Raw genomic sequence first — 26961 nt, forward strand, 5'->3', positions numbered from 1 at the left:
ACGCCCAGTAATTCCGATTAACGCTTGCACCCTCCGTATTACCGCGGCTGCTGGCACGGAGTTAGCCGGTGCTTCTTCTGCGGGTAACGTCAATTGCTGTGGTTATTAACCACAACACCTTCCTCCCCGCTGAAAGTACTTTACAACCCGAAGGCCTTCTTCATACACGCGGCATGGCTGCATCAGGCTTGCGCCCATTGTGCAATATTCCCCACTGCTGCCTCCCGTAGGAGTCTGGACCGTGTCTCAGTTCCAGTGTGGCTGGTCATCCTCTCAGACCAGCTAGGGATCGTCGCCTTGGTGAGCCGTTACCTCACCAACAAGCTAATCCCATCTGGGCACATCTGATGGCAAGAGGCCCGAAGGTCCCCCTCTTTGGTCTTGCGACGTTATGCGGTATTAGCCACCGTTTCCAGTAGTTATCCCCCTCCATCAGGCAGTTTCCCAGACATTACTCACCCGTCCGCCACTCGTCAGCGAAGCAGCAAGCTGCTTCCTGTTACCGTTCGACTTGCATGTGTTAGGCCTGCCGCCAGCGTTCAATCTGAGCCATGATCAAACTCTTCAATTTAAAAGTTTGATGCTCAAAGAATTAAACTTCGTAATGAATTACGTGTTCACTCTTGAGACTTGGTATTCATTTTTCGTCCTAGGACGTTAAGAATCCGTATCTTCGAGTGCCCACACAGATTGTCTGATAAATTGTTAAAGAGCAGTGCAACGCGGCTTTCGCTCACCGTTGCGAGGTGGCGTATATTACGCTTTCCTCTTTCAGAGTCAACCCTCAATTTCAGGATTTTTCTCTTCAACCGACCGGCTGTTTGTGTGAAGTGATTCACATCCGCCGTGTCGATGGAGGCGCATTATAGGGATCCCATTTTTTTGCACAAGCGTTTTTTGGATCTTTTTTTCTGTTTGTTGATTTTTCATCCCTTTCGCTCCATTCCTGCGCAAAGTGGCGATTTTTTGATGCTATCTCCCCTTGCACAACGCCGTTAAAGCAACCAAAGTCTTCATGACTATTCATTTATGATGAGGTAGACATGTCTGACACATTACGTCCTTATAAGGATCTTTTTCCTGAAATCGGTCAGCGCGTGATGATCGATACCAGCAGCGTGGTTATTGGTGATGTCCGTCTGGCGGATGATATCGGGATCTGGCCGCTTGTGGTGATTCGCGGCGATGTGAATTACGTTGCGATAGGGGCTCGTACGAACATTCAGGATGGCAGCGTTCTTCACGTAACCCACAAGTCTCCATCCAATCCACACGGCAACCCATTAATCATTGGCGAAGATGTTACCGTTGGCCATAAAGTTATGCTGCACGGCTGTACCATCGGTAACCGCGTACTGGTCGGTATGGGCTCCATTGTGCTGGATGGCGCGATAGTAGAAGATGACGTAATGATTGGCGCGGGAAGCCTGGTGCCACAGCACAAACGGCTGGAAAGTGGCTATTTATATCTTGGCAGTCCGGTAAAACAGATCCGCCCCCTGAGCGATGCTGAGAGATCGGGCCTGCAGTACTCCGCCAATAACTATGTAAAATGGAAAGACGACTATCTTTCTCAGGATAACCATATCCAACCGTGATCGTCTTCCTGCTGGGCCAGGATTAATGCTTCAGCCTCTTCTTCCAGGTCCCAGCGATACTCACGAAAAATGGTCAGCCATTGCTCCGCTGTTTCTCCACCAAAGCGATACGCCAGTACATCTTTTTTTATTGCACACGTGAGTTGCATCCCATTAACCAGGGCGGGAAAGATGACAGCGCTGGCGGCAGTATCCCATTCTTCGCGGTCAGGAAATTGTATGGCCTGGTTCACGCTAATAATTCCTGCTGTAGCAGCTCAATCACTGGCTCGACCTGCGGTAATACACCGTGCCAAAGCAAAACGGCATGTGCAGCCTGCCCCACCAGCATTCCCAGCCCATCTGCGTAGCGTTTTGCGCCCTGTTGTACACACCAGGAGAGAAATGGCGTATTCCCTTTTTGATAGAACATGTCATAGCAACAGAGGGAAGGGTGAATAAGTGACGCCGGAATCGCCGGGATTTCGCCCCGTATGCCGCTGGAGGTCGCATTAATAATCAGGTCAAACTCACAACCATCCAGCTTGTCCATATCCGTGGCATGAACGCTGCCGGTATGAGCAAAGATTTTCGCCAACGCTTCGGCACGTGAAGCTGTACGGTTAGTGATAGTGACCGCGCAATCCAAAGAAAGCAGGGGTAACAGCACGCCCCGGGATGCGCCGCCCGCGCCAATCAGCAAAATACGCAATCCTGGGCGGATAAAATTTAAACGTTCGAGATCGCTTAATAAACCGATACCGTCAGTATTGTCGCCAAGCAAACGACCATCTTCCAGCCGTTTTAATGTATTGACGGCTCCCGCCAGCGATGCTCGTTCCGTTAACTCATCCGAACGCGCAAACGCCTCCTCTTTAAAAGGTACTGTGATGTTTGCGCCTTTTCCCCCTGCCGCGAAAAAGGCATCAAGCGTATTAATGAAATTATTAATAGGGGCCAGCACGCGACCATAGGGGTGAACAATATCTAGCTGCTGAGCAAATTGCTGATGAATAAATGGCGATTTGCTGTGCGCAATCGGATTTCCAAAAACAGCATAGGTTTCCATCATATTACCCCTGTCGAAACAGTTCGCCCGTCAGAGCATCGCGAATTTCTGAAGGATTTAAACGCCCACCCGTTGCGCCTTCAACCACCGGAAAATCATCGCCAAATTGCGCACGCACCTCTTCAACGGTACGACATGGCGGTAATCCGCTCAGATTGGCGCTGGTGGAAACCAGCGGTTTACCATACGCATTGCATAGCGCGACCACCAGCGGGTGGTTGGTAACACGAACGGCCAGGGAATCAAAACGCCCCGTGAGCCACCGCGGCGTTGTCGCGGGCGCAGGAAAAACAAACGTTACCGGCCCGGGCCAGCAATCAAATACCGCTTTACGCTGTGCGGCGGTAAGTATGCTGTCATCAATATAAGGTTTTAACTGCTCAAAGCTGGCGGCAATCAAAATGAGTCCCTTATCGACGGGCCGTTGTTTTAACGCCAACAGGCGCGTAACGGCTGTTTCACTATCGGGATCGCAGCCGACGCCGAAAACGGCTTCTGTTGGATAAGCGATGACATTTTCTTTATTCAGGAGATCTACCGCTGCGGCGATAGATCCTGTTGGCAGGCTATTATTCACTTGTTTATTCCACCGGAACCGGCTTTCCACATTGTTTACTGGCGCAAAAGCGCTTCACGCCCTGCGCGGTTTTCTTTTCGATGAGTAGCGGATAATGGCACTCGGGGCATTCCCCCGCAACCGGTGTGAAGTTAATGACGAACTGACATTCCGGGTAGCGATCGCAGGAATGAAAGATTTTACCGTAACGAGAACGGCGCTGGACCAAATGTCCTTGCTGGCAGGCTGGACAGGCTATCGCCGTTTCATCCGGTTTATCAATAACCACTGTATGTTCACATTGCGGATACTGGCTGCATCCGATGAACATGCCAAAGCGCCCCTGACGTAGCACCAGTACGGCGCCACACTCAGGACACAGTTGCCCCTCCAGAATTTTAACGATATGCCCGTCCGCCTGACTTTTCAGCGGACGAACGTAATCGCATTCCGGATAGCGAGAACAGCCGAGAAACGGACCATGTTTCCCGGAACGAATTACCAGTTCGGCCCCGCACTGCGGGCAGGGCTCATTTTTACGCACCGAAAACAGTGCTGATTTAGCCATATTCACTCATGCAGCATTAACACCTATCAATGCAGCATACCTTCATTTACCTCAAAGAGTAATTCTTCCATTTGCTGATAGGCGTTTTCACAGCCCGGAATGTTGAATAACACCATCAAAATAACCCATTTCAAGTCTTCCAGGTCAAACTCTGCGGTATCCAGCGCCAGCACACGCTCAATCACCATTTCTCGTGTTTCGAGGTTTAGCACCTGAATCTGCTCAAGGAATAACAGGAACCCCCGGCAACTGGCATCAAGCCTTTCACACTCTTCAACCGTATAAATGCGCATTGAAAGAGGGTCGGAAGCAAGTTGCATGGGTTCCGCGAGGCCATCCTGATAGTCAGCGAGTTTTTCCAGCCACAGCAGCGCATTGTAGATGTCTTCGCGATCAAACCCAGCGTCGGTGAGATCACGCTCCAGTCTGTCCTGATCCACGCGCAGCTCGGCTTCGTTATGGATGTATGTTTCAAACAAATACATTAGTACGTCGAACATGGCTTGCCCTCCTTAATCGGACATAGCCGCCGGGTACAGCTGCGATCCATCCTGCTAACTCCAGTTCGAGTAGCTGAGCCACTACCGCTGGCACAGGTTGGCCGGCACGTTCAGCGACGACGTCAACAGGTGTTACCTCATCTCCTACGTTAGCCAGGAGCTCAGGAAATGGCAATGCCGCCTCATCCTGATTTAGTGAATAAAGTGAATTTTCCGCCGTAGTTGGCAACCAGTGTAAGCCGTATTGCAAATTTTCCAGAATATCCTCCGGCGTCGTCACAAGCGTGGCCCCTTGTTTAATTAACCAGTGCGTGCCTTCGCTTCCCGGACTACCGATAGGACCTGGTAATGCAAAAACGTCCCGCCCCTGTTCAAGCGCGCAGCGCGCCGTCACCAACGAACCGCTGCGCAACGCCGCCTCGATTACCAGCACGCCTTTGCTCAGTCCGCTGATGATACGGTTTCTGCGAGGAAAATGTTGCGGTAGCGGAGGCGTTGAAAGCGGAAATTCTGAGACCACTGCGCCGCCGGTGGCAATCAAGTTTTCAGCCAGCACGGCATGTCGGCGAGGATAAATCTTTGCCAAGCCATTCCCTAACACCGCTACACTTTTTCCCCCCATACTCACCGCGGCGTTGTGTGCTACGCCATCAATTCCCCGGGCAAGGCCGCTGGTGATCGTCAAACCGCTTTTCGCAAGGCTTTCGCAAAGCAGACGTCCCCAGCGTTCTCCATACCAGGAGTGGCTCCGGCTCCCTACGACGGCAAGTTGGCAGGTATGCAGACAGGCAGGATCGCCGTCAATAAAAATAGCGCCGGGATAATCGTCAATAGCACGCAGTTGGGGAGGATAAATCTCACTATCCGCACACAGAAAATGGTGCTGCGGTAGTTCAAGCCAGCGTAATGTCTCATCAAGCACACCTGCTGGAAGCTGTAAAAAACGTTCAGCTTGCCGCGCGGTAAGACCAGCCTCCTGAAGGTGCGTGCGATTTATCTGAGGCTGGCGAATAAGCGAGTTCGCCATGTTCAACATCGCCTCGCCATAAAGGTCGCCGACGTACATTAAACGTAACCAAATTTCGGTACGGGCCATCCTTTCCCTCCCCTGCCACAAGCAGTCTGAACAATCTTTGCGATTGGTCACTGATGCTGTCAATCAGGTGGGGATTTGTCTAGAATAGAGGTAATAATCTTTTCAACTCCTGAACACAACTCTGGATAATTATGTCAGTTTTGCAAGTGTTACATATTCCGGACGAGCGCCTTCGCAAAGTCGCAAAGCCGGTTGAAGAAGTGAATGCAGAAATTCAGCGTATCGTCGATGATATGTTCGAAACGATGTACGCGGAAGAAGGTATCGGTCTGGCCGCAACGCAGGTCGATATCCACCAGCGGATCATCGTGATTGACGTTTCGGAAAACCGCGACGAGCGCCTGGTACTCATTAACCCGGAATTGCTGGAGAAAAGTGGCGAAACGGGTATAGAAGAAGGCTGTCTGTCGATTCCGGAACAGCGCGCTTTAGTGCCGCGCGCCGAGAAAGTGAAAATCCGCGCGCTGGATCGCGACGGCAACCCGTTTGAGCTTGAAGCGGATGGTTTGCTGGCAATTTGCATTCAGCATGAGATGGATCATCTGGTCGGTAAACTGTTTATCGATTATTTGTCGCCGCTGAAGCAACAACGTATTCGTCAGAAAGTAGAAAAACTCGACCGCCTGAACGCCCGGGCTTAAAGGACAAGAACCAACGTGTCAGATTCACTACGTATTATTTTTGCGGGTACACCTGACTTTGCAGCGCGTCATCTCGACGCGCTGTTAACTTCTGGACATAACGTTGTCGGCGTATTTACCCAACCCGATCGTCCAGCAGGTCGCGGCAAAAAGTTGATGCCCAGCCCGGTAAAAGTGCTGGCGGAAGAAAAAGGCCTGCCCGTTTTCCAGCCCGTGTCGCTTCGTCCTCAGGAAAACCAGCATCTGGTTGCTGACTTACATGCCGACGTCATGGTTGTCGTAGCATATGGTCTGATTCTCCCAAAGGCAGTGCTGGATATGCCCCGTCTCGGATGTATCAATGTTCACGGTTCGCTGCTTCCACGCTGGCGCGGCGCGGCGCCTATTCAGCGCTCACTCTGGGCAGGCGATGCGGAAACCGGCGTCACAATTATGCAGATGGATGTAGGGCTGGATACCGGCGACATGCTGTATAAACTTGCGTGCCCGATTACCGCAGAAGATACCAGTGGCTCACTGTATAATAAGTTGGCTGAACTTGGCCCGCAGGGGTTAATTACCACACTAAAACAACTGGCGGACGGCACAGCGACGCCTGAAGCGCAGAATGAAGCGCTGGTCACTCATGCGGAAAAGCTCAGTAAAGAAGAAGCGCGTATTGACTGGTCTCTCTCTGCAGCACAGCTGGAGCGTTGCATTCGCGCCTTTAATCCGTGGCCAATGAGCTGGCTGAAAATCGACGGCCAGCCGGTAAAAGTCTGGCAGGCGTCCGTCATTGAGGACGCCACGCAGTCGCTGCCGGGAACCATTCTGGCCGCGACGAAACAGGGCATTCAGGTTGCAACAGGCAAGGGGATATTAAATTTGCTTTCGCTTCAGCCTGCCGGCAAAAAAGCGATGAGCGCCCAGGATCTGTTAAATTCACGCCGGGAATGGTTTATTCCTGGTAACCGTCTTGCCTGACGGTCACGTCTTTATAAGCCCGGTGTTACCGGGCATTTTTATTTTATACATATGAAAAAACAAAACAATTTACGTAGTCTGGCAGCACAGGCCGTTGAACTGGTCGTCGAACAGGGACAATCATTAAGTAATGTGCTCCCGCCGCTGCAACAAAAAGTCGCCGATAAAGACAAAGCGCTACTTCAGGAGCTGTGCTTTGGCGTCCTGCGCACCCTTTCACAGCTGGAATGGCTGATCAATAAGCTGATGTCTCGTCCAATGACCGGCAAGCAGCGTACAGTGCATTACTTAATTATGGTCGGCTTTTATCAGTTGCTGTACACCCGCGTTCCTCCCCATGCGGCGCTGGCTGAAACCGTTGAAGGCGCGGTCGCCATCAAACGTCCGCAGTTGAAAGGGTTAATTAACGGCGTCCTGCGCCAGTTTCAGCGCCAGCAGGAAACGTTGCTTAATGAGTTTGCGACCAGCGATGCGCGCTTTTTACATCCAGGTTGGCTGGTAAAGCGTTTGCAAAATGCTTACCCCACACAGTGGCAACACATTATTGAAGCGAATAACCAGCGTCCACCGATGTGGCTACGTGTAAATCGTACACACCACACCCGCGACGGTTGGCTTGGCTTACTTGAAGACGCAGGCATGAAGGGATATCCCCATCCCGATTATCCCGACGCTGTACGTCTGGAAACGCCAGCTCCGGTACATGCTTTACCCGGTTTTGCTGAGGGTTGGGTAACTGTCCAGGATGCCTCTGCGCAGGGATGTGCGGTTTTTCTCGCTCCTCAGAACGGTGAGCACATTTTAGACTTGTGCGCCGCGCCCGGCGGTAAAACCACGCATATTCTCGAAGTGGCCCCCGAAGCAGACGTGTTGGCGGTTGATATTGATGAACAACGACTCTCCCGCGTTTACGACAACCTAAAGCGTCTTGGGATGAAAGCGACAGTTAAACAAGGGGATGGACGTTATCCCGCCCAATGGTGCGGCGAGCAGCAGTTTGACCGTATTCTGCTGGATGCGCCCTGCTCCGCAACCGGCGTCATTCGCCGTCATCCAGATATCAAATGGCTGCGTCGCGATCGCGATATCGCGGAACTGGCGCAATTACAGGCGGAAATTCTTGATGCCGTCTGGCCGCGCCTGAAGCCCGGCGGGACGCTGGTTTACGCCACCTGTTCCGTACTGCCGGAAGAAAACCGCGATCAGATCAAAACCTTTTTACAACGCACTCCCGATGCCGCGCTCAGCGAAACGGGAACACCTGATCAGCCAGGACAGCAGAATCTGCCGGGCGGCGAAGAAGGTGATGGGTTCTTTTACGCTAAGCTAATCAAGAAGTGATGAGATAACGGGCCACGACTGATGAAAATTATCATACTGGGCGCAGGGCAAGTTGGCGGAACACTGGCGGAAAACCTGGTCGGCGAAAACAACGACATCACGGTGGTTGATACCAACGGCGAACGGTTACGCAGTTTGCAAGATAAGTTCGATCTACGCGTAGTTCAGGGGCATGGTTCGCATCCCCGCGTGTTGCGCGAAGCGGGCGCTGACGATGCGGATATGCTGGTCGCTGTCACCAGTTCAGATGAAACTAATATGGTTGCCTGTCAGGTAGCCTATTCACTCTTCAACACTCCAAACCGTATCGCCCGCATTCGCTCCCCGGACTATGTTCGCGATGCGGATAAACTCTTTCATTCTGAAGCGGTTCCGATTGATCATCTGATCGCGCCGGAGCAGTTGGTTATCGATAATATTTATCGTCTGATCGAGTATCCGGGAGCATTACAGGTTGTAAACTTTGCTGAAGGGAAAGTCAGTCTGGCAGTAGTAAAAGCCTACTATGGCGGTCCACTAATAGGTAACGCGCTCTCGACAATGCGAGAGCATATGCCGCATATCGATACTCGCGTTGCCGCAATTTTCCGCCATGACAGACCAATCCGTCCTCAGGGCTCGACTATCGTGGAAGCAGGGGATGAAGTCTTCTTTATTGCGGCTTCACAGCATATCCGTGCAGTAATGAGCGAATTACAGCGTCTGGAAAAACCCTACAAGCGCATCATGCTGGTGGGCGGCGGCAATATCGGCGCCGGGCTGGCAAGGCGTCTGGAAAAAGACTATAGCGTTAAATTGATCGAACGCGATCAACAACGCGCCGCAGAACTGGCTGAGAAACTACAAAACACGATCGTCTTTTTTGGCGACGCCTCCGATCAGGAATTGCTGGCGGAGGAGCATATTGATCAGGTCGATCTCTTTATCGCGGTCACTAACGATGATGAAGCCAATATCATGTCCGCGATGTTGGCCAAGCGGATGGGCGCCAAAAAAGTGATGGTGCTGATTCAGCGCCGCGCTTATGTCGATCTTGTGCAGGGTAGCGTTATAGATATTGCGATTTCTCCGCAGCAGGCCACCATCTCTGCATTACTGAGCCATGTGCGTAAAGCGGATATCGTCGGCGTTTCCTCACTACGTCGCGGGGTTGCCGAAGCCATCGAAGCCGTCGCGCACGGCGATGAAAGCACTTCCCGCGTGGTTGGCCGCGTCATTGACGAAATTAAACTGCCGCCAGGCACCATTATTGGCGCGGTGGTGCGTGGAAATGATGTCATGATCGCTAATGACAATTTGCGCATTGAACAAGGCGATCACGTCATTATGTTTTTGACCGATAAAAAGTTTATTACCGACGTCGAACGTCTGTTCCAGCCAAGTCCTTTCTTCCTCTAATTTAAGGGGCGCTCATTCAGCGCCCTTTTTAATTCCCTTTATTTATCAAGGTTTAATTTATTTCGCTAAACAGAAGCCGTAAATGGAAAATGCCTTAGCATTTGTTAAACTTATAACGTCAGCTGCATAGGGAGAATAAAAATGAGTTTTATTAAAGAATTTCGCGAATTCGCGATGCGCGGGAATGTTGTGGATTTGGCAGTGGGTGTCATTATTGGCGCGGCATTCGGTAAGATTGTTTCTTCACTGGTTGCCGATATCATTATGCCGCCGTTGGGATTGTTAATCGGCGGGATCGACTTTAAACAATTTGCTTTTACGTTACGCGAAGCGCAGGGAGATATTCCGGCGGTCGTCATGCATTACGGCGTGTTTATCCAGAACGTATTTGATTTTGTGATTGTGGCCTTTGCTATCTTTGTTGCCATTAAGCTTATCAACAGACTCAACCGTAAAAAAGCAGAAGAGCCGGCAGCTCCGCCAGCGCCTTCTAAAGAGGAAGTGTTATTGGGCGAAATCCGCGATCTGCTGAAAGAACAAAATAACCGTTCTTAATAAGCAGAAGGCCAGTGGTAAAAAAGTCACTTACTTTCTTGCCACTGGCCTCCCAGTTCCCTCGATTACCGTGTTTACCTTTGCGCAGATAGCTTCCTTTGCCTTTCTTATTTTTTTCAACGCGTTGCCTGAAAAGGGGATCGTGCAGTAATGCCTCAATGGCATTGTCCTTTATCTGCCCTTTCTTATGTTGATAACGACTCATAATGTCTCCCGATTGTATAAATTAACGGCGCGAGTGTAGCCCCGCCGGTTCAATAAATCAACATCCTGATTTCGCCCCACTGGCCCCCTGCTCCAGGGCTTCCAGAATGGAACAATAGACGCTACTGTGGGCCGTTCCACAACAAGCATCATTAAGCCTTTGTAACGAACGCTGCATCGTTTGCAGTTCCGCAATCCTGGCTTCAACCTCCTGCAATCGCTCTTGCACAATACTTTTTGACTCCTGACAGGTATGGTGCTCAGGATCAATTCGGATCGATAAAAGTTCGCGGATCGACTCAAGCGTGAAACCCAACTGCCGCGCATAACGAATAAACTTGAGACGCTGCAGATCGTTTTCGGTATACAGACGAAATCCGCCTTCAGTACGTACCTCATGATCCATCATCTGCTGTTTTTCATAGTAGCGAATGGTATCAGGCGTTACGTCTGCCAGCTTTGCCAGCTCACCAATGCGATACATACAAGCTCCGTTAATTATCGTTGATTTTATGCAGCAGTTTTTCTGCATACTCACCGTGTAAAAAGTCGGTACTCAACCCAGCCTGCCGAAGTTTTAGTTCAAGCAGCGAGAGCTGGCGACTAACCTGATGGTATCGAGGGTCATCTTCCCGGATACTGTTGAGGATATCAAGTAACTGAATAGCATCTCTGTGCTGCTCCAGTTCAGGGGGAAGACAGCCCGCATTCTTGAGTAAGCGATAACCCGCACGAAGTTCCGCCGGCACATGAGAATCATCATCCAGAATAAGCGGCTCGCCGCGGCCAGGCAGATTATCAAACTCGCCTTTACGCTGTGCCTCGATAATATGACGCTCTGCCCACTGGTCAAGTAACCACATACGTCGCTCCAGGGATTGAACGAAAAGAATACAATTATTGTAGATATGTGGGGTTCAGGAGGGTATAAAAAAACCCGCCGAAGCGGGTTTTTTTACGTTACTACAGATTACTCTGCAGCAGCTTCTGTTTTCTCTGAACGATCAACCAGCTCGATGTATGCCATCGGCGCGTTGTCGCCTGCACGGAAGCCACACTTCAGAATGCGAGTGTAACCACCGGCGCGGCTCGCGAAACGCGGGCCCAGCTCGTTAAACAGTTTTGCCACGATCTCGTTATCACGAGTACGGGCGAATGCCAGACGACGATTAGCAACGCTATCAGTCTTGGCAAGAGTAATCAGCGGCTCAACTACGCGACGCAGCTCTTTCGCTTTAGGCAGGGTCGTCTTGATGATTTCATGACGAACCAGTGAACCTGCCATGTTGCGGAACATAGCCTGGCGATGGCTGCTGTTGCGGTTCAGTTGACGACCACTCTTACGATGGCGCATGACCTTATCCTTCTCAGTAAAACCTTAACCTGTGATCCGGTTACTCGTCAGCGATGCTTGCCGGTGGCCAGTTTTCCAGGCGCATACCCAGAGACAGTCCACGGGAAGCCAGCACGTCTTTAATCTCGGTAAGAGATTTTTTACCCAGGTTAGGCGTCTTAAGAAGCTCAACCTCGGTACGCTGTACCAGATCACCGATATAGTGGATAGCTTCTGCCTTGAGGCAGTTAGCAGAGCGGACAGTCAATTCCAGATCGTCAACAGGGCGCAGCAGGATCGGATCGAATTCTGGTTTCTCTTCTTTCACTTCCGGTTGACGTACATCACGTAAATCAACGAAAGCTTCCAGTTGTTCAGCCAGGATGGTTGCCGCACGACGAATCGCCTCTTCAGGATCGATTGTGCCGTTGGTTTCCATTTCGATGACCAGCTTGTCCAGGTCGGTACGCTGTTCTACACGCGCTGCTTCAACATTGTAGGCAATACGCTCTACAGGGCTGTAGCAGGCGTCGACCAGCAGACGGCCGATTGGGCGCTCATCTTCTTCCGAATGAATTCGGGTAGAAGCCGGCACATAACCACGACCGCGCTGAACTTTGATACGCATACTAATAGACGCGTTTTCATCGGTCAGGTGGCAGATCACGTGCTGCGGCTTGACGATTTCGACATCCCCATCATGGGTGATATCGGCTGCAGTCACAGGGCCAATGCCAGATTTATTCAAGGTAAGAATAACTTCATCTTTACCCTGAACTCTCACCGCCAGCCCTTTCAGGTTGAGCAGGATTTCCAGGATGTCTTCCTGAACGCCTTCTTTGGTGCTGTACTCATGTAGTACACCATCAATCTCAACCTCGGTCACCGCGCAACCCGGCATCGATGAGAGCAGAATACGGCGCAGTGCGTTACCCAGAGTATGGCCGAAGCCACGCTCTAAAGGCTCAAGGGTCACCTTGGCGTGCGTCGAACTCACTTGCTCGATATCTACCAGGCGCGGTTTTAGAAACTCTGTCACAGAACCCTGCATTGTGTCCTCTCTTTGGTACTAAGCTTTACTTGGAGTAAAGCTCGACGATCAGGTGTTCGTTAATGTCCGCAGACAGATCAGAACGCTCAGGCTTACGCTTGTACGTACCTTCCATCTTGCCAGCATCAACTTCCAGCCAGGTTGGCTTTTCACGCTGCTCAGCCAGCTCCAGAGCGGCTTTCACGCGAGACTGCTTCTTCGCTTTCTCACGAATGCTAACAACGTCATTCGGACTAACCTGATAAGAAGCGATGTTAACAACACGACCGTTTACCATAATTGCTTTATGGCTAACCAGCTGACGTGCTTCTGCACGAGTGGCGCCGAAGCCCATACGGTATACAACGTTGTCCAGACGACCTTCCAGCAGAGCCAACAGGTTTTCACCGGTGTTGCCTTTCAGACGTGCTGCTTCTTTGTAGTAGTTACGGAACTGACGCTCCAGCACACCGTAAATGCGGCGAACTTTTTGCTTTTCACGCAACTGCACACCATAGTCAGACAGACGCGGCTTACGCGCACCGTGCTGGCCAGGAGCTTGTTCAATTTTACACTTGGTATCGATCGCGCGAACGCCAGACTTAAGGAATAAGTCGGTGCCCTCACGACGGCTCAGCTTGAGCTTAGGACCCAAATATCTTGCCATTTTCTTTCTCCAACTAACCTGGAAAACGAAGCGTTATACGCGACGTTTTTTCGGCGGACGACAACCGTTATGAGGGATCGGAGTCACATCAGTAATATTAGTGATGCGGAAACCAGCGGCGTTCAGAGCACGAATAGTAGATTCGCGGCCTGGACCCGGACCTTTAACCATAACTTCCAGATTCTTGATACCGTATTCTTTCACGGCGTCAGCGCAACGCTCTGCTGCAACCTGAGCTGCAAACGGAGTGGATTTGCGAGAACCACGGAAACCGGAACCACCGGCTGTTGCCCAACCCAGCGCATTACCCTGACGATCGGTAATAGTCACGATGGTGTTGTTGAAAGAAGCATGGATATGAGCCACGCCGTCAGAGACTTGTTTTCTTACACGTTTACGTGCGCGAACTGGTGCCTTTGCCATTATTCAATCACCCCGATTATTTCTTGATCGGTTTGCGCGGACCCTTACGGGTACGAGCGTTGGTCTTGGTACGCTGACCGCGAACCGGGAGACCACGACGATGACGCAAACCGCGATAGCAACCAAGATCCATCAGGCGCTTGATGCTCATGCTGATTTCACGGCGCAGATCACCTTCAACGACAAATTTGGCAACTTCGTCACGCAGCGTGTCGATTTGTTCTTCAGACAGCTCACTGATCTTAACATTTTCAGCGATACCCGCTGCAGCCAGGATGGCTTTAGAACGGGTCTTGCCGACACCGTAGATCGAAGTTAACGCGATCACGGCGTGTTTCTGATCAGGAATGTTAATGCCTGCTATACGGGCCACTATGCACTCCTACTATTTAATATGTACGTACCATGCTGAAAAGCCCGTTTTCAGGATACTCAAATGGAAACGTACAGACATACAAAAGATTGGCTGGCTAATCTAGCCAGCTCAACCCAACTTTGCAAGAAAAATATGCGAAAAAATCAGCCTTGGCGCTGTTTATGCTTCGGCTCGGCACTGCAAATCACACGGATGACACCATCACGCTTAACGATTTTGCAGTTACGGCATAATTTCTTGACGGAAGCACGAACTTTCATTTTTACTCTCCGTAACTTCTCAGGCGACCAATTAACGGCCGTAGCCTTTCAGGTTCGCCTTCTTCAATGCAGACTCATACTGACTGGACATCATCAGAGTTTGCACTTGAGCCATAAAGTCCATAATCACGACAACAACGATAAGCAGTGAGGTCCCACCGAAGTAGAACGGCACTTTCATTGCATCACGCATGAACTCCGGGATCAGGCAGATAAAGGTAATATACAGCGCACCAACCAGGGTCAGGCGGGTCATTACTTTATCGATATACTTCGCCGTTTGCTCTCCCGGACGAATTCCTGGTACAAATGCACCGGACTTCTTCAGGTTATCTGCTGTTTCACGCGGGTTGAAAACCAACGCCGTGTAGAAGAAACAGAAGAAGATGATTGCAGACGCATAGAGTAACACATAAAGCGGTTGCCCAGGCTGCAAATACAGCGAAATTGTTGTCAGCCAGTTCCAACCAGTACCGCCCCCGAACCATGACGCGATGGTCGCCGGGAACAGAATAATACTGGAAGCGAAGATTGCCGGGATTACCCCCGCCATATTCACTTTCAGCGGTAAATGTGTGCTCTGTGCAGCATAGACACGACGACCTTGCTGACGTTTGGCGTAGTTTACCACAATACGGCGTTGACCACGTTCAACGAATACTACAAAGAACGTCACTGCAAATACTAATACTGCAACCAACAGCAACACGAGGAAGTGCAGGTCGCCTTGACGCGCTTGCTCGATAGTATGGGCAATGGCTGGCGGGAGTCCCGCAACGATACCAGCGAAGATGATGATTGAGATACCGTTACCGATACCGCGCTCAGTAATCTGTTCGCCGAGCCACATCAGGAACATGGTTCCTGTAACCAGACTTACAACAGCGGTGAAATAGAATGCAAAGCCTGGATTCATCACCAGGCCCTGCATACCAGGCATATTCGGCAAACCGGTAGCAATACCGATCGACTGGAATATCGCCAGCACCAGAGTACCGTAACGGGTGTACTGGCTGATCTTACGACGACCAGACTCCCCTTCTTTCTTAATTTCTGCCAGCGTTGGATGAACCACCGTCAACAGCTGGATAATGATCGACGCCGAAATATACGGCATGATCCCCAGGGCAAAGATAGAAGCACGGCTGAGAGCACCACCAGAGAACATGTTAAACATTTCAATGATGGTGCCTCGCTGTTGCTCAAGCAGTTTGGCAAGTACAGCGGCATCAATACCAGGGATCGGAATAAAAGAGCCAATACGGAACACAATCAGCGCGCCGATAACAAACAGCAGTCTGCGTTTCAGCTCACCTAAGCCACCTTTGGCACTTTGAAAATCTAATCCCGGTTGTTTAGCCATCTGCTACTTATTCCTCGATTTTACCGCCAGCAGCTTCGATAGCAGCACGAGCGCCTTTAGTAACACGCAGGCCACGAACAGTTACCGGAGTAGTGACTTCGCCAGCCAGGATCACTTTCGCGAACTCGATCTGGATACCGATAATGTTTGCCGCTTTCAGCGTGTTCAGGTCTACAACGCCGCCTTCTACTTTCGCCAGGTCAGACAGACGAACTTCGGCTGTAATCGCTGCTTTGCGAGAAGTGAAGCCGAATTTCGGCAGACGACGGTACAGAGGCATCTGACCACCCTCGAAACCGCGACGTACGCCACCGCCAGAACGAGACTTCTGACCTTTGTGACCACGACCACCGGTTTTACCGAGGCCAGAACCGATACCACGACCCAGGCGTTTACCCGCCTTTTTGGAGCCTTCGGCCGGAGACAGAGTATTTAAACGCATCTCTTACTCCTCAACTTTAACCATGAAGGAAACCGCGTTGACCATACCACGAACAGCAGGAGTATCCTCGCGCTCTACGGTGTGGCCAATACGACGCAGACCCAGGCCAAGCAGCGTTGCCTTGTGTTTCGGCAGACGACCGATTGCACTGCGGGTTTGAGTAATTTTAATAGTCTTTGCCATGGTTTATTTCCCCAGAATTTCTTCAACGGATTTACCACGCTTGGCAGCGACCATTTCTGGAGAATTCATATTTTCCAGGCCATCAATAGTTGCACGAACCACGTTGATCGGGTTGGTGGAACCGTATGCTTTAGCTAGAACGTTATGAACCCCAGCAACTTCCAGAACGGCGCGCATTGCACCACCGGCGATGATACCGGTACCTTCGGAAGCTGGCTGCATGAATACACGAGACCCCGTGTGAACACCTTTAACCGGGTGCTGCAGGGTGCCGTTGTTCAGCGCGACGTTAATCATATTGCGACGGGCTTTTTCCATCGCTTTCTGGATCGCTGCTGGAACTTCACGCGCTTTACCGTAACCAAAACCTACGCGACCGTTACCATCGCCTACTACAGTCAGAGCTGTGAAGGAGAAAATACGACCACCTTTAACGGTTTTAGATACGCGGTTTACCGCGATCAGCTTTTCCTGCAGTTCGCCAGCTTGTTTTTCGATGTGAGCCATCTTACACCTCTACCTTAGAACTGAAGGCCAGCTTCACGGGCAGCATCTGCCAGTGCCTGGACACGACCATGATATTGGAACCCGGAACGGTCAAAGGACACATCTTTGATGCCTTTTTCCAGAGCGCGTTCAGCGACAGCTTTACCCACAGCTGCAGCCGCGTCTTTGTTACCGGTGTACTTCAGTTGTTCAGCGATAGCTTTTTCTACAGTAGAAGCAGCTACCAGAACTTCAGAACCGTTCGGTGCAATTACCTGTGCGTAAATATGACGCGGGGTACGATGTACCACCAGGCGAGTTGCGCCCAGCTCTTTGAGCTTGCGGCGTGCGCGGGTCGCACGACGGATACGAGCAGATTTCTTATCCATAGTGTTACCTTACTTCTTCTTAGCCTCTTTGGTACGCACGACTTCGTCGGCGTAACGAACACCCTTGCCTTTGTAAGGCTCAGGACGACGGTAGGCGCGCAGATCTGCTGCAACCTGGCCGATCACCTGCTTATCAGCGCCTTTCAGCACGATTTCAGTTTGAGTCGGACATTCAGCAGTGATACCTGCCGGCAGCTGATGGTCAACCGGGTGAGAGAAACCTAAAGACAGGTTTACTACATTCCCTTTAACCGCTGCACGATAACCTACACCAACCAGCTGCAGCTTCTTAGTGAAGCCTTCGGTAACACCGATAACCATTGAGTTCAGCAGGGCACGCGCGGTACCAGCCTGTGCCCAACCGTCTGCGTAACCATCACGCGGACCGAAGGTCAGTGCATTATCTGCATGTTTAACTTCAACAGCATCGTTGAGAGTACGAGTCAGCTCGCCGTTTTTACCTTTGATCGTAATAACCTGACCGTTGATTTTGACATCAACGCCGGCAGGAACAACGACCGGTGCTTTAGCAACACGAGACATTTTTTCCTCCGATTAGGCTACGTAGCAGATAATTTCGCCACCAAGACCAGCCTGGCGCGCTGCACGATCAGTCATAACACCTTTAGAGGTAGAAACAACTGCGATACCCAGACCGGCCATAACTTTCGGCAGCTCATCTTTACGTTTGTAGATGCGCAGACCTGGGCGGCTGACACGCTGAATGCTTTCTACAACAGCTTTACCCTGGAAATACTTAAGAGTCAGTTCCAGTTCCGGCTTGGTGTCGCCTTCAACTTTAAAATCTTCAATAAAACCTTCTTCCTTCAGCACGTTGGCAATTGCCACTTTCAGCTTGGAGGAAGGCATGGTGACCGCAGCTTTGTTCGCGGCCTGACCGTTACGGATACGGGTCAGCATATCCGCGATCGGATCTTGCATGCTCATCTGTCTTTACTCCCGTGATTCAATTGGTGACAATTACCAGCTAGCCTTTTTCAGACCCGGAATTTCACCGCGCATAGCGGCTTCACGGACCTTAATACGGCTCAACCCGAACTTCCGCAGGAAAGCGTGCGGACGACCAGTTTGACGGCAGCGGTTACGCTGACGTGACGGGCTGGAATCACGCGGCAGAGTCTGCAGCTTAAGAACCGCATTCCAACGATCTTCGTCGGTTGCGTTCACATCAGAGATGATCGCTTTCAGTTCAGCGCGTTTCGCGAAGTATTTATCAGCTAAAGCTACGCGTTTTACTTCGCGTGCTTTCATTGATTGCTTAGCCATTTAGTAACCCTACCTTACTTGCGGAACGGGAAGTCAAAGGCAGCCAGCAGAGCACGGCCTTCTTCGTCAGATTTCGCAGTAGTGGTAATGGTAATATCCAAACCACGAACGCGGTCGACTTTATCGTAGTCGATTTCTGGGAAGATGATCTGCTCACGGACACCCATGCTGTAGTTACCACGACCGTCGAATGACTTAGCGGACAAGCCACGGAAGTCACGGATACGAGGAACAGCAATAGTGATCAGGCGCTCAAAGAACTCCCACATGCGTTCGCCACGCAGAGTTACTTTACAGCCGATCGGATAGCCCTGACGGATTTTGAAGCCTGCAACAGATTTGCGTGCTTTGGTGATCAACGGTTTTTGACCGGAGATTGCTGTCAGGTCTGCTGCTGCGTTATCCAGCAGTTTCTTGTCAGCGATCGCTTCACCAACACCCATGTTCAGGGTGATCTTCTCGACCCGAGGGACTTGCATGACAGAATTGTAGTTAAACTCAGTCATGAGTTTGTTAACTACTTCGTCTTTGTAGTAATCATGCAGTTTCGCCATCGTACTACTCCAAATTACTTGATAGTTTCGCTGTTAGACTTGAAGAAACGGACTTTTTTGCCGTCTTCGAATCTAAAGCCTACACGGTCAGCCTTGCCGGTTGCCGCATTGAAGATTGCAACGTTAGAAACCTGAATTGCAGCTTCTTTTTCAACGATGCCGCCCGGTTGGTTCAGAGCCGGAACCGGCTTCTGGTGTTTCTTAACCAGGTTGATACCTTCAACAATGACCTTGCCGGAAGACAGGACATTCTTAACTTTACCGCGTTTACCTTTATCTTTACCGGTTAACACGATAACTTCGTCATCACGACGGATTTTCGCTGCCATGATTCGCTCCTTAGAGTACTTCTGGTGCCAGAGAGATAATTTTCATGAACTTCTCGTTACGAAGTTCACGAGTTACCGGCCCAAAAATACGCGTACCGATAGGCTGCTCGCTGTTATTGTTTAAAATAACGCATGCATTACCATCGAAGCGAATGACAGAACCGTCCGGGCGACGAACACCCTTCTTGGTGCGCACCACTACCGCCTTCAGCACATCACCTTTTTTGACCTTACCACGCGGAATCGCTTCTTTGATGGTGATCTTAATGATGTCGCCTACGCCTGCGTAGCGACGGTGCGAGCCACCCAGAACCTTGATACACATTACGCGACGTGCACCGGAGTTGTCGGCGACGTTCAGCATAGTCTGTTCTTGGATCATTTTAGTGCTCCGCTAATGTCAACTACTACTGAGACCCGAAAATCAGGTCGTTAAAAAAACCCCATATCGAGGGCGCGGCATTATAACACCGCAAATCAGATATGGGTAGAAAAAATAAACGGCCCATCGCTGAGCCGTTTATTCGTTGAGAATGCGTACTGTATTACAGAACCGCTTTCTCTACAACGCGAACCAGAGTCCAGGATTTAGTCTTGGACAGCGGACGGCATTCGCGGATTTCAACCACGTCGCCGATACCGCATTCGTTGTTCTCGTCATGTACGTGCATTTTGGTCGTACGCTTGATGAATTTACCGTAGATCGGGTGTTTCACAAAACGTTCGATAGCAACAACAATGGATTTCTCCATTTTGTCGCTAACCACGCGACCTTGCAGAGTACGGATTTTATCGGTCATTACGCACCCGCCTTCTCAGTCAGTAAAGTCTTAACGCGTGCGACATCACGACGCACTTGCTTCAACAGGTGAGACTGTTGCAGCTGGCCACTTGCAGCCTGCATACGCAGGTTGAACTGCTCACGCAGCAGGTTCAGTAGCTCGGTGTTCAGCTCTTCAACGCTCTTCTCACGCAGCTCTTTTGCTTTCATTACATCACCGTCTTAGTTACAAAGGTGGTTTTAATCGGCAGTTTCGCTGCTGCCAGCTTGAATGCTTCACGGGCCAGCTCTTCCGGTACGCCGTCCATTTCATACAGGACTTTACCCGGCTGAATCAAGGCAACCCAATACTCCACGTTACCTTTACCTTTACCCATACGCACTGCCAGCGGCTTTTCAGTGATCGGTTTGTCCGGGAATACACGGATCCAGATCTTACCTTGACGCTTAACTGCACGGGTCATAGCACGACGTGCTGCTTCGATCTGACGGGCAGTCAGACGACCACGGCCAACAGCTTTCAGGCCGAAGCTGCCGAAGCTAACATCCGCGCCTGCAGCCAGACCACGGTTGCGGCCTTTGTGCATTTTACGGAATTTTGTACGCTTTGGTTGTAACATCAGCGACGCTCCTTATTTACGGCCTTTACGCTGCTGCTTTTTCGGTTGAGCAGCCGGTTTTTCCGGTTGTTCAACAGCAGCCATACCACCCAGGATCTCGCCTTTGAAGATCCACACTTTAACGCCGATTACACCATAAGTGGTGTGCGCTTCAGAGGTGTTGTAGTCGATGTCAGCACGCAGAGTGTGCAGCGGTACGCGACCTTCGCGGTACCATTCGGTACGTGCGATTTCCGCGCCGCCCAGACGGCCGCTAACTTCAACTTTGATACCTTTAGCGCCCAGACGCATGGCGTTCTGTACAGCACGCTTCATCGCACGACGGAACATAACGCGACGTTCCAGCTGAGAAGTGATGCTGTCAGCAACCAGTTTAGCGTCCAGTTCAGGTTTACGAACTTCGGCGATGTTGATCTGTGCAGGAACGCCAGCGATATCCGCTACGACCTTACGCAGTTTTTCTACGTCTTCACCTTTTTTACCGATAACGATACCCGGGCGAGCGGTGTGAATAGTCACACGGATGCTCTTAGCCGGACGCTCGATAACGATACGAGATACAGACGCTTTAGCCAGTTCCTTCGTCAGGTACTGACGTACTTTAAAATCGCTGTCCAGGTTGTCAGCGAATTCTTTGGTGTTCGCAAACCAGGTAGAGTTCCATGGTTTTACAATACCCAGGCGAATACCATTAGGATGTACTTTCTGACCCATTGCTAGTCTCCAGAGTCTCAGCGATCGGACACAACCACAGTGATGTGGCTGGTGCGCTTCAGGATGCGATCTGCACGACCTTTTGCACGCGGCATAATGCGCTTCATGCTCGGGCCTTCGTCTACGAAAATTTTCGTAACTTTCAGATCGTCAATGTCAGCGCCATCGTTGTGTTCAGCGTTAGCAATGGCAGATTCCAGAACTTTCTTGACCAGTACAGCCGCTTTCTTGTTGGTGTAGGTCAGAATATCCAGAGCCTGCGACACTTTCTTACCGCGAATCAGGTCAGCAACAAGGCGAACCTTCTGAGCAGAAGAACGAGCATGGCGATGTTTAGCGATAGTTTCCATCTCTTCCTCCTACCTTATTTCTTCTTCGCTTTTTTATCAGCAGCGTGGCCGCGATAAGTACGAGTCGGTGCGAATTCACCCAGTTTGTGACCGACCATTTCGTCGGAAACAAATACCGGAACGTGCTGACGACCATTATGGACAGCGATGGTCAAACCGATCATGTTAGGAAAGATCGTTGAACGACGGGACCAGGTGCGCAGGGGCTTCTTGTCTCCGCTTTCCACCGCTTTCTCTACCTTCTTCAGCAAGTGCAGGTCAATAAAAGGACCTTTCTTGAGAGAACGTGGCATGGCTTATCCTCTAAAATTATTTGCTACGGCGACGTACGATGAATTTATCAGTACGCTTGTTGCTGCGGGTCTTCTTACCTTTGGTCTGAACGCCCCACGGAGTTACCGGGTGCTTACCAAAGTTACGACCTTCACCACCACCATGTGGGTGGTCTACTGGGTTCATCGCAGTACCGCGAACGGTAGGACGAACGCCACGCCAGCGTGCAGCACCTGCTTTACCCAGAACGCGCAGCATATGCTCAGCATTGCCAACTTCGCCCAGGGTTGCACGGCAGTCTGCTTCGACTTTACGCATTTCACCAGAACGCAGACGCAGGGTGACATAAGCGCCATCGCGAGCAACGATCTGAACGTAAGTACCAGCGGAACGTGCCAGCTGACCGCCTTTACCTGGTTTCATTTCTACGTTATGAACGGTAGAACCAACCGGGATATTGCGCATCGGCAGGGTGTTGCCTGCTTTGATTGCAGCATCAACGCCAGACTGAATCTGGTCGCCAGCTTTCAGGCCTTTCGGGGCCAGGATGTAACGGCGTTCGCCGTCTTTGTACAGAACCAGCGCGATGTTCGCGGAACGGTTCGGATCGTACTCAAGACGTTCAACAACTGCCGGGATACCGTCTTTGTTGCGTTTGAAGTCAACAATACGATAAGCCTGTTTGTGACCACCACCGATATGACGAGTGGTGATACGGCCATTGTTGTTACGACCACCGGATTTGCTGTTTTTTTCAACCAGCGGAGCAAAAGGTTTGCCCTTGTGCAGCTCTGGGTTGACCACTTTAACGACGTGGCGACGACCCGGAGATGTCGGTTTACATTTAACAACTGCCATTGTATTACTCCTCCGACTTACTCAGCGCCGCCGACGAAGTCCAGATTCTGGCCTTCTTTCAGGGTGACGTAAGCTTTTTTCCAGTCGCTACGACGACCGATACGCTGTCCGTGACGTTTAACTTTCCCTTTAACGACCAGGGTGTTAACGACTTCGACTTCGACTTCAAACAGTTTCTGCACAGCAGCTTTGATTTCTGCTTTGGTCGCGTCTTTAGCAACTTTGAGAACGATGGTGTTAGTTTTTTCCATCGCAGTAGACGCTTTTTCAGAAACGTGCGGTGCGCGCAGCACCTTCAGCAGACGTTCTTCACGAATCATGCCAGCATCTCCTCAACTTGCTTAACAGCATCAGCAGTCATTACGACTTTGTCGAAGGCGATCAGGCTAACCGGGTCGATACCAGTCGCATCGCGTACGTCAACCTTGTGCAGGTTACGTGCGGCCAGGAACAGGTTCTCGTCCAGCTCACCGGTGATGATCAGCACATCTTCCAGAGCCATGTCTTTCAGTTTCTGTGCCAGCAGCTTAGTTTTCGGCGCTTCTACAGAGAACTTCTCGACAACGATCAGACGATCCTGACGTACCAGTTCGGACAGGATGCTTTTCAGCGCGCCGCGGTACATCTTCTTGTTAACTTTTTGACTGTGGTCCTGCGGACGAGCAGCGAAGGTCACGCCACCGGAACGCCAGATCGGGCTCTTGATAGAACCTGAACGCGCACGGCCAGTGCCTTTCTGGCGCCACGGTTTTTTACCGGAACCAGTTACTTCAGCACGAGTCTTCTGAGCACGAGTACCCTGACGAGCACCAGCTGCATAAGCAACAACAACCTGGTGAACCAGCGCTTCGTTGAAATCACGACCGAAGGTAGTTTCGGAAACAGTCAGCGCGCTCTGCGCGTCTTTCAATACTAATTCCATTGCTATCCCCTTACGCCTTCACAGCTGGTTTAACGATCAGGTCGCAACCGGTTGCACCCGGAACACCACCCTTAACCAGCAGCAGGTTGCGCTCAGCGTCAACGCGTACTACGTCAAGGCTCTGAACGGTTACGCGCTCATTACCCATCTGACCTGCCATTTTCTTGCCTTTGAACACTTTGCCCGGAGTCTGGTTCTGACCGATAGAACCCGGAACGCGGTGAGACAAGGAGTTACCGTGAGTAGCGTCCTGGGTACGGAAGTTCCAGCGCTTAACGGTACCAGCGAAACCTTTACCTTTAGAGGTACCGGTTACGTCAACTTTTTTAACGTCAGCAAACAGTTCAACGCTGATGCTCTGACCTACGGTGTATTCTTCGCCTTCAGCCAGACGGAATTCCCACAGACCACGGCCAGCTTCTACGCCAGCTTTAGCAAAGTGACCCGCTTCCGGCTTGGTGACACGGTTAGCTTTTTTAGCACCCGTAGTAACCTGAACAGCGCGGTAGCCATCGTTAGCCAGGTCTTTAACCTGAGTAACACGGTTTGCTTCAACTTCGATTACGGTTACTGGGATAGAGACGCCATCTTCAGTGAAGATGCGGGTCATACCCACTTTTTTACCGACTAAACCAATCATTGTATCAACCTCTCAATCGCTCGATGACCTGATTAACCCAGGCTGATCTGCACGTCTACACCGGCAGCCAGGTCCAGACGCATCAGAGCATCAACGGTTTTCTCGGTTGGCTCAACGATGTCAACCAGACGCTTGTGAGTGCGAATTTCGTACTGATCGCGCGCATCTTTGTTAACGTGCGGAGAGATCAGAACGGTAAAGCGCTCTTTGCGGGTCGGCAGCGGGATCGGACCGCGAACCTGCGCACCAGTGCGCTTGGCAGTCTCGACGATTTCCGCGGTTGATTGATCGATCAGACGATGATCAAACGCTTTCAGGCGGATACGGATTCTTTGGTTCTGCATGAGACCAGAGCTCCAATTATTTTATAAACGAAAATGATTACTCCTCACACCCATTACGATTGATGGGAGAGTGTAACCGTTCTTACGTAGCTCCCCGATTGGGAGCATTGTTAAATAGCCAAATCGGCTATTCGAGGTTCAAATCGAACCTGCCGTCAATTACGACAAGCCCGCGCATTATACGTAAATCTCAGCCTGACGCAAGTGTCGGATAGAAATTAAGCGCTTTATTCTTATGCGAGCATGATTCCAGATGGTACGCATGGGATGGCAACGCGCACCTTTTCTTTGGAAGGCATCAGGCAAACCTGGCAATACGTCATTGTCGCTGTCGCATAAATCTATAAAGGTGAGCACAAGCCTTGACGAGGATTTGCTTATGTTTGTTGCCCTCCCCTTTCTCATTTTTTATGCGTCGTTCTCTTTATTACTTGGCATATACGACGCGCGTACCGGTCTGCTGCCTGACCGGTTTACCTGTCCATTACTGTGGGGTGGTCTGCTTTATCACCAGATTTGCCTGCCGGAGCGTTTACCGGATGCGCTTTGGGGTGCTATCGCCGGCTATGGCGGATTCGCGTTAATTTACTGGGGCTATCGCCTGCATTATCAGAAAGAGGGGCTTGGATATGGCGACGTCAAGTACCTTGCTGCCTTAGGGGCGTGGCATTGTTGGGAAACACTGCCGTTACTGGTTTTCCTTGCCGCCATGTTGGCCTGTGGCAGGTTTGGCGTCGCGCTACTGGTGAGAGGTAAATCGGCATTAATAAACCCGCTACCTTTTGGGCCATGGCTGGCGGTGGCGGGTTTCATAACAGGTTGGAAAGTTTTCTTTCCAGACGGTTAATCGGTCACCTTAATTTGTGATTGCAGATAATTTTGCATACCAAGTTTGGCAATCAAATCCAGCTCAGTTTCCAGCCAGTCGATGTGGCCTTCCTCGTCGGCAAGAATTTCAATCATCATATCCCGGCTGACATAATCATGAACGCTATCGGCATAGGCTATTGCCTCACGTAGATCTTTTGCGCCTTCCAGTTCGAGTCGGAGATCCGATCGTAGCATCTCTTCGACATCTTCACCGATGCCCAGCTTGCCCAGATCCTGTAGGTTCGGTATGCCTTCCAGAAATAAAATACGCTCAATATACTTATCGGCGTGTTTCATCTCATCAATGGATTCATGGTACTCAACATCATTAAGCCGGGTCAGGCCCCAGTTTTTGAACATACGGGCATGAAGAAAATACTGATTAATTGCGACAAGCTCATTTCCCAATAGTTTATTGAGATAATTTATGATTTTAACATCACCTTTCATTTTATAGTCCCTCCGCTTCCACTCTCTAGAGCGTAGATGGGGCTACAGGGATGTCAAAAAAAAGAGTGTGACTCAGGCGATCTCTTTAAATTCCGGCGTTTGCGTTAACTCATCCTGCATCACTTCTCGCGCGGCGCGAATACACTTACCACATTGATTTCCCACAGGAATAAATTTACGCAACTGTTGAAATGACTGTGGATGAAATTGTCGTACAGCCTGGCGGATTTTTTTATCGCTTATACCATTACACAAACAAACGTACATGATTGCTCCCGTTCAATTTCCGCACAAAGTGTAAATGAGAATGGTTATGATTACAATAGCACAAAGCGATTTACGCCACGGGAGAAGCGTTAAAAAGGGTGAATAAATATAACAGCGGCTAAATAGCAGGCAACAAAAAGGGCGCCGAAGCGCCCTCTTCAATTCAAAACTAATTAACGAGTAATTAGCCGAGAACTTTAGCAACAACGCCCGCGCCAACGGTACGGCCGCCTTCACGGATTGCGAAACGCAGACCGTCGTCCATTGCGATCGGGTGGATCA

General features: G+C 50.7%; 47 protein-coding genes, 1 rRNA gene and 1 pseudogene. 7 read left to right on the plus strand and 42 right to left on the minus strand.

From position 1 onward, the window contains the following. A 16S ribosomal RNA gene (locus ACLJR2_RS22695) occupies nucleotides 1-571 on the minus strand; the annotation flags it as partial. A gap of 206 nt (nucleotides 572-777) precedes the next feature. Beyond that, nucleotides 778-930 (minus strand): hypothetical protein, encoded by a 153-nt coding sequence (locus ACLJR2_RS22700; protein WP_000795910.1) that lies wholly within the window; start codon nucleotides 928-930, stop codon nucleotides 778-780. A gap of 113 nt (nucleotides 931-1043) precedes the next feature. Here ACLJR2_RS22700 and ACLJR2_RS22705 point away from each other — a divergent pair, with 113 nt between their 5' ends. Beyond that, nucleotides 1044-1598, plus strand: a complete 555-nt coding sequence (locus tag ACLJR2_RS22705) for a gamma carbonic anhydrase family protein (protein WP_001285630.1) — start codon at nucleotides 1044-1046, stop codon at nucleotides 1596-1598. On the opposite strand, the gene ACLJR2_RS22710 is transcribed toward ACLJR2_RS22705, so the two are convergent. From ACLJR2_RS22710 to dprA, 6 genes are read right to left on the minus strand one after another with little or no spacing between them, the layout of a single operon-like run. Further along, a complete protein-coding gene (locus ACLJR2_RS22710) occupies nucleotides 1574-1831 on the minus strand; it encodes a DUF1488 domain-containing protein (protein ID WP_001070576.1) in 258 nt (85 codons plus the stop codon). The two genes, ACLJR2_RS22705 and ACLJR2_RS22710, sit on opposite strands and share 25 nt — an antisense overlap. Then, nucleotides 1828-2646, minus strand: a complete 819-nt coding sequence (gene aroE, locus ACLJR2_RS22715) for a shikimate dehydrogenase (RefSeq protein WP_000451194.1) — start codon at nucleotides 2644-2646, stop codon at nucleotides 1828-1830. The genes ACLJR2_RS22710 and aroE overlap by 4 nt, the downstream gene beginning before the upstream one ends. 4 nt (nucleotides 2647-2650) lie before the next feature. Then, nucleotides 2651-3223, minus strand: coding sequence for an L-threonylcarbamoyladenylate synthase type 1 TsaC (gene tsaC / locus ACLJR2_RS22720; protein ID WP_001065813.1), 573 nt, complete (start codon nucleotides 3221-3223; stop codon nucleotides 2651-2653). 4 nt (nucleotides 3224-3227) lie between these two features. Continuing rightward, entirely contained in the window at nucleotides 3228-3770 is a 543-nt protein-coding gene (locus ACLJR2_RS22725; protein WP_001129708.1) for a type I DNA topoisomerase, read from the minus strand. Between the two features lie 26 nt (nucleotides 3771-3796). Further along, entirely contained in the window at nucleotides 3797-4270 is a 474-nt protein-coding gene (gene smg, locus ACLJR2_RS22730) for a DUF494 family protein Smg (RefSeq protein ID WP_000460663.1), read from the minus strand. Further along, complete coding sequence (dprA, locus tag ACLJR2_RS22735) at nucleotides 4242-5366, minus strand: DNA-protecting protein DprA (RefSeq protein ID WP_000124532.1); 1125 nt, start codon at nucleotides 5364-5366, stop codon at nucleotides 4242-4244. Before dprA ends, smg begins: the two co-directional genes overlap by 29 nt. A 131-nt stretch (nucleotides 5367-5497) precedes the next feature. On the opposite strand from dprA, the gene def reads away from it, so the two are divergent. From def to mscL, 5 genes are all read left to right on the plus strand, one after another. Next, nucleotides 5498-6007: a peptide deformylase gene (gene def / locus ACLJR2_RS22740; protein WP_000114987.1), complete on the plus strand. Its 510-nt coding sequence runs from the start codon at nucleotides 5498-5500 to the stop codon at nucleotides 6005-6007. Between the two features lie 15 nt (nucleotides 6008-6022). After that, the gene (gene fmt / locus ACLJR2_RS22745) at nucleotides 6023-6970 is read left to right on the plus strand and encodes a methionyl-tRNA formyltransferase (protein ID WP_001285166.1); all 948 of its coding nucleotides are present in this window, start codon (nucleotides 6023-6025) and stop codon (nucleotides 6968-6970) included. Between the two features lie 51 nt (nucleotides 6971-7021). Beyond that, nucleotides 7022-8311 (plus strand): 16S rRNA (cytosine(967)-C(5))-methyltransferase RsmB, encoded by a 1290-nt coding sequence (gene rsmB / locus ACLJR2_RS22750; RefSeq protein WP_000744594.1) that lies wholly within the window; start codon nucleotides 7022-7024, stop codon nucleotides 8309-8311. Nucleotides 8312-8332: 21 nt separating this feature from the next. Then, nucleotides 8333-9709, plus strand: coding sequence for a Trk system potassium transporter TrkA (trkA, locus tag ACLJR2_RS22755; RefSeq protein ID WP_000691374.1), 1377 nt, complete (start codon nucleotides 8333-8335; stop codon nucleotides 9707-9709). A gap of 141 nt (nucleotides 9710-9850) precedes the next feature. Then, complete coding sequence (mscL, locus tag ACLJR2_RS22760) at nucleotides 9851-10264, plus strand: large-conductance mechanosensitive channel protein MscL (protein ID WP_000008119.1); 414 nt, start codon at nucleotides 9851-9853, stop codon at nucleotides 10262-10264. A gap of 1 nt (nucleotide 10265) precedes the next feature. Here the strand turns inward: mscL and ACLJR2_RS22765 are convergent. The 31 genes and pseudogenes from ACLJR2_RS22765 to rpsJ all read right to left on the minus strand — a co-directional run. Next, nucleotides 10266-10469, minus strand: a pseudogene (locus tag ACLJR2_RS22765) (alternative ribosome-rescue factor A); the annotation flags it as partial. Between the two features lie 57 nt (nucleotides 10470-10526). After that, entirely contained in the window at nucleotides 10527-10952 is a 426-nt protein-coding gene (gene zntR / locus ACLJR2_RS22770) for a Zn(2+)-responsive transcriptional regulator (RefSeq protein ID WP_000285588.1), read from the minus strand. A gap of 10 nt (nucleotides 10953-10962) precedes the next feature. Continuing rightward, on the minus strand, nucleotides 10963-11331 hold the full coding sequence (locus ACLJR2_RS22775) for a DUF1992 domain-containing protein (RefSeq protein ID WP_000266511.1): 369 nt from the start codon (nucleotides 11329-11331) through the stop codon (nucleotides 10963-10965). A 107-nt stretch (nucleotides 11332-11438) separates the two neighbouring features. Then, a complete protein-coding gene (gene rplQ / locus ACLJR2_RS22780; protein ID WP_001216370.1) occupies nucleotides 11439-11822 on the minus strand; it encodes a 50S ribosomal protein L17 in 384 nt (127 codons plus the stop codon). A gap of 40 nt (nucleotides 11823-11862) precedes the next feature. Beyond that, entirely contained in the window at nucleotides 11863-12852 is a 990-nt protein-coding gene (locus ACLJR2_RS22785) for a DNA-directed RNA polymerase subunit alpha (protein ID WP_001162094.1), read from the minus strand. Between the two features lie 25 nt (nucleotides 12853-12877). Continuing rightward, nucleotides 12878-13498, minus strand: coding sequence for a 30S ribosomal protein S4 (gene rpsD, locus ACLJR2_RS22790; protein WP_000135226.1), 621 nt, complete (start codon nucleotides 13496-13498; stop codon nucleotides 12878-12880). Between the two features lie 33 nt (nucleotides 13499-13531). After that, the gene (gene rpsK / locus ACLJR2_RS22795) at nucleotides 13532-13921 is read right to left on the minus strand and encodes a 30S ribosomal protein S11 (RefSeq protein ID WP_001029758.1); all 390 of its coding nucleotides are present in this window, start codon (nucleotides 13919-13921) and stop codon (nucleotides 13532-13534) included. A 16-nt stretch (nucleotides 13922-13937) separates the two neighbouring features. After that, a complete protein-coding gene (gene rpsM, locus ACLJR2_RS22800; RefSeq protein WP_000090780.1) occupies nucleotides 13938-14294 on the minus strand; it encodes a 30S ribosomal protein S13 in 357 nt (118 codons plus the stop codon). Nucleotides 14295-14440: 146 nt separating this feature from the next. Beyond that, a complete protein-coding gene (gene rpmJ / locus ACLJR2_RS22805) occupies nucleotides 14441-14557 on the minus strand; it encodes a 50S ribosomal protein L36 (protein WP_000868187.1) in 117 nt (38 codons plus the stop codon). 31 nt (nucleotides 14558-14588) lie between these two features. Beyond that, entirely contained in the window at nucleotides 14589-15920 is a 1332-nt protein-coding gene (secY, locus tag ACLJR2_RS22810) for a preprotein translocase subunit SecY (RefSeq protein WP_001118864.1), read from the minus strand. A gap of 7 nt (nucleotides 15921-15927) precedes the next feature. Next, nucleotides 15928-16362: a 50S ribosomal protein L15 gene (gene rplO / locus ACLJR2_RS22815; RefSeq protein WP_001238917.1), complete on the minus strand. Its 435-nt coding sequence runs from the start codon at nucleotides 16360-16362 to the stop codon at nucleotides 15928-15930. 3 nt (nucleotides 16363-16365) lie between these two features. Continuing rightward, a complete protein-coding gene (gene rpmD, locus ACLJR2_RS22820) occupies nucleotides 16366-16545 on the minus strand; it encodes a 50S ribosomal protein L30 (RefSeq protein ID WP_001140434.1) in 180 nt (59 codons plus the stop codon). A 3-nt stretch (nucleotides 16546-16548) separates the two neighbouring features. Further along, the gene (rpsE, locus tag ACLJR2_RS22825) at nucleotides 16549-17052 is read right to left on the minus strand and encodes a 30S ribosomal protein S5 (RefSeq protein ID WP_000940121.1); all 504 of its coding nucleotides are present in this window, start codon (nucleotides 17050-17052) and stop codon (nucleotides 16549-16551) included. A gap of 14 nt (nucleotides 17053-17066) precedes the next feature. Next, a complete protein-coding gene (gene rplR, locus ACLJR2_RS22830) occupies nucleotides 17067-17420 on the minus strand; it encodes a 50S ribosomal protein L18 (RefSeq protein ID WP_000358956.1) in 354 nt (117 codons plus the stop codon). A gap of 9 nt (nucleotides 17421-17429) precedes the next feature. Continuing rightward, nucleotides 17430-17963, minus strand: a complete 534-nt coding sequence (gene rplF / locus ACLJR2_RS22835; protein ID WP_000091939.1) for a 50S ribosomal protein L6 — start codon at nucleotides 17961-17963, stop codon at nucleotides 17430-17432. A gap of 12 nt (nucleotides 17964-17975) precedes the next feature. Continuing rightward, entirely contained in the window at nucleotides 17976-18368 is a 393-nt protein-coding gene (gene rpsH, locus ACLJR2_RS22840) for a 30S ribosomal protein S8 (protein WP_000062611.1), read from the minus strand. A gap of 33 nt (nucleotides 18369-18401) precedes the next feature. Beyond that, nucleotides 18402-18707, minus strand: coding sequence for a 30S ribosomal protein S14 (gene rpsN, locus ACLJR2_RS22845; RefSeq protein ID WP_001118932.1), 306 nt, complete (start codon nucleotides 18705-18707; stop codon nucleotides 18402-18404). Nucleotides 18708-18721: 14 nt separating this feature from the next. After that, a complete protein-coding gene (gene rplE / locus ACLJR2_RS22850) occupies nucleotides 18722-19261 on the minus strand; it encodes a 50S ribosomal protein L5 (RefSeq protein WP_001096206.1) in 540 nt (179 codons plus the stop codon). Between the two features lie 14 nt (nucleotides 19262-19275). After that, nucleotides 19276-19590, minus strand: coding sequence for a 50S ribosomal protein L24 (gene rplX, locus ACLJR2_RS22855; RefSeq protein ID WP_000729185.1), 315 nt, complete (start codon nucleotides 19588-19590; stop codon nucleotides 19276-19278). A 10-nt stretch (nucleotides 19591-19600) separates the two neighbouring features. Beyond that, nucleotides 19601-19972, minus strand: coding sequence for a 50S ribosomal protein L14 (gene rplN / locus ACLJR2_RS22860; RefSeq protein WP_000613954.1), 372 nt, complete (start codon nucleotides 19970-19972; stop codon nucleotides 19601-19603). A gap of 163 nt (nucleotides 19973-20135) precedes the next feature. Then, nucleotides 20136-20390, minus strand: a complete 255-nt coding sequence (gene rpsQ, locus ACLJR2_RS22865) for a 30S ribosomal protein S17 (protein ID WP_000130101.1) — start codon at nucleotides 20388-20390, stop codon at nucleotides 20136-20138. Continuing rightward, on the minus strand, nucleotides 20390-20581 hold the full coding sequence (gene rpmC / locus ACLJR2_RS22870; RefSeq protein WP_000644742.1) for a 50S ribosomal protein L29: 192 nt from the start codon (nucleotides 20579-20581) through the stop codon (nucleotides 20390-20392). The genes rpsQ and rpmC overlap by 1 nt, the downstream gene beginning before the upstream one ends. Next, nucleotides 20581-20991 (minus strand): 50S ribosomal protein L16, encoded by a 411-nt coding sequence (rplP, locus tag ACLJR2_RS22875; RefSeq protein WP_000941208.1) that lies wholly within the window; start codon nucleotides 20989-20991, stop codon nucleotides 20581-20583. The genes rpmC and rplP overlap by 1 nt, the downstream gene beginning before the upstream one ends. Nucleotides 20992-21003: 12 nt before the next feature. Then, nucleotides 21004-21705: a 30S ribosomal protein S3 gene (gene rpsC, locus ACLJR2_RS22880; RefSeq protein WP_000529945.1), complete on the minus strand. Its 702-nt coding sequence runs from the start codon at nucleotides 21703-21705 to the stop codon at nucleotides 21004-21006. A 17-nt stretch (nucleotides 21706-21722) separates the two neighbouring features. Next, nucleotides 21723-22055, minus strand: a complete 333-nt coding sequence (gene rplV, locus ACLJR2_RS22885; protein ID WP_000447529.1) for a 50S ribosomal protein L22 — start codon at nucleotides 22053-22055, stop codon at nucleotides 21723-21725. Nucleotides 22056-22069: 14 nt separating this feature from the next. Next, nucleotides 22070-22348 carry a 30S ribosomal protein S19 gene (rpsS, locus tag ACLJR2_RS22890; RefSeq protein WP_001138115.1) on the minus strand — a complete coding sequence of 93 codons (279 nt, stop codon included), beginning with the start codon at nucleotides 22346-22348 and terminating at the stop codon, nucleotides 22070-22072. Between the two features lie 16 nt (nucleotides 22349-22364). Next, nucleotides 22365-23186, minus strand: a complete 822-nt coding sequence (gene rplB / locus ACLJR2_RS22895; RefSeq protein ID WP_000301869.1) for a 50S ribosomal protein L2 — start codon at nucleotides 23184-23186, stop codon at nucleotides 22365-22367. A 17-nt stretch (nucleotides 23187-23203) separates the two neighbouring features. Continuing rightward, the gene (gene rplW, locus ACLJR2_RS22900) at nucleotides 23204-23506 is read right to left on the minus strand and encodes a 50S ribosomal protein L23 (RefSeq protein ID WP_000617546.1); all 303 of its coding nucleotides are present in this window, start codon (nucleotides 23504-23506) and stop codon (nucleotides 23204-23206) included. Then, nucleotides 23503-24108: a 50S ribosomal protein L4 gene (rplD, locus tag ACLJR2_RS22905; protein WP_000424395.1), complete on the minus strand. Its 606-nt coding sequence runs from the start codon at nucleotides 24106-24108 to the stop codon at nucleotides 23503-23505. The genes rplW and rplD overlap by 4 nt, the downstream gene beginning before the upstream one ends. 10 nt (nucleotides 24109-24118) lie before the next feature. Continuing rightward, a complete protein-coding gene (rplC, locus tag ACLJR2_RS22910; RefSeq protein WP_000579838.1) occupies nucleotides 24119-24748 on the minus strand; it encodes a 50S ribosomal protein L3 in 630 nt (209 codons plus the stop codon). A 32-nt stretch (nucleotides 24749-24780) separates the two neighbouring features. Further along, on the minus strand, nucleotides 24781-25092 hold the full coding sequence (rpsJ, locus tag ACLJR2_RS22915; RefSeq protein WP_001181005.1) for a 30S ribosomal protein S10: 312 nt from the start codon (nucleotides 25090-25092) through the stop codon (nucleotides 24781-24783). A gap of 379 nt (nucleotides 25093-25471) precedes the next feature. On the opposite strand from rpsJ, the gene hopD reads away from it, so the two are divergent. Further along, a complete protein-coding gene (hopD, locus tag ACLJR2_RS22920) occupies nucleotides 25472-25939 on the plus strand; it encodes a prepilin peptidase (RefSeq protein ID WP_000495845.1) in 468 nt (155 codons plus the stop codon). Here the strand turns inward: hopD and bfr are convergent. The 3 genes from bfr to ACLJR2_RS22935 all read right to left on the minus strand — a co-directional run. Then, nucleotides 25936-26412: a bacterioferritin gene (gene bfr / locus ACLJR2_RS22925; protein ID WP_000675530.1), complete on the minus strand. Its 477-nt coding sequence runs from the start codon at nucleotides 26410-26412 to the stop codon at nucleotides 25936-25938. The two genes, hopD and bfr, sit on opposite strands and share 4 nt — an antisense overlap. Nucleotides 26413-26484: 72 nt before the next feature. Beyond that, the gene (gene bfd / locus ACLJR2_RS22930) at nucleotides 26485-26679 is read right to left on the minus strand and encodes a bacterioferritin-associated ferredoxin (protein ID WP_000289083.1); all 195 of its coding nucleotides are present in this window, start codon (nucleotides 26677-26679) and stop codon (nucleotides 26485-26487) included. 184 nt (nucleotides 26680-26863) lie between these two features. Then, the coding region (locus ACLJR2_RS22935; RefSeq protein ID WP_072082015.1) for an elongation factor Tu at nucleotides 26864-26961 on the minus strand (98 nt) is incomplete at its 5' end.

Source organism: Salmonella sp. SAL03688, assembly GCF_046551895.1.
Taxonomy (GTDB): Bacteria; Pseudomonadota; Gammaproteobacteria; order Enterobacterales; family Enterobacteriaceae; genus Salmonella; species Salmonella enterica.